The sequence below is a fragment of the Helicobacter muridarum genome, from assembly GCF_000765805.2.
Taxonomy (GTDB): Bacteria; Campylobacterota; Campylobacteria; order Campylobacterales; family Helicobacteraceae; genus Helicobacter_A; species Helicobacter_A muridarum.
In genome coordinates, this window is the sequence record NZ_JRPD02000066.1 from 1 (window position 1) to 736 (window position 736).

1 protein-coding gene and 1 pseudogene are annotated in these 736 nt (G+C 27.0%); one reads left to right on the plus strand and one right to left on the minus strand.

The features are described 5' to 3' along the window. Positions 1-73: 73 nt before the first annotated feature. Positions 74-311: pseudogene (locus LS73_RS10685) on the minus strand (IS1595 family transposase); the annotation flags it as partial. Between the two features lie 300 nt (positions 312-611). Between LS73_RS10685 and LS73_RS09750 the strand changes: the two are divergent. Further along, a partial coding sequence (locus LS73_RS09750; protein WP_268903013.1) for a S24 family peptidase occupies positions 612-736 on the plus strand: 125 nt, incomplete at its 3' end.

Here is a 736-nt window from a genome sequence, read left to right on the forward strand (position 1 = left end):
ATCTAGGCTCAATTCACCTTAATCTAATTTCTAACTAATCTTGTAAAATTTTGTATAAATCTTAATCTTGAATTTTTGTATTTTGCTTAAATTCACATTCCTTTAAATGCAGAATAAAATTTTAGATAAAACTTAGTGAAATTTTCTTGCTTTATGCCTTTAAATTTATTAAAGTCTTATGCTTTGCATGATCAAAGAATTCTTGATTCCATTGATGTGATTTTTACCATTATCAAACTCGCTATTGCTCTGCTTTACTTGATAGTTTAAGTCTTTACTTCATAATCAGCTTTAACCTTATATGCTTTATAAAGAGTTACTATAAAGAATAGCTATAACATTGTAGAATTTTATAATTCTACAAAGCTCTTTAAAATAGATAGCTCTTGATTTAGAAAAGTTTTTGACTACTTCTTATATACTTTAGCCTAGTTTAATATCTTAGCTTTGCTGTTATAAGTAAAGCTTAGTTAAAAAAAACTAGAGTTTATTATATGCTCTGCTGTTTATCTATTTGAGCTTTCTTAAGTATTATCTATCTTAATTTCTCTTTTAATATTTGAAAGATTTTCATATTCTTTTGTAATTAAGATTCTGTAGATTTATCAATTATTAGTGCTAGAGGTGATTCTATGACGCCCACAATACCGCCTAACTGCAGGCTTTTAGTGCAGAAAGGTATGCCAAGAGAAGAGCAAATATGTGTTACCCGAATAGATGATGAATTGTATATCAA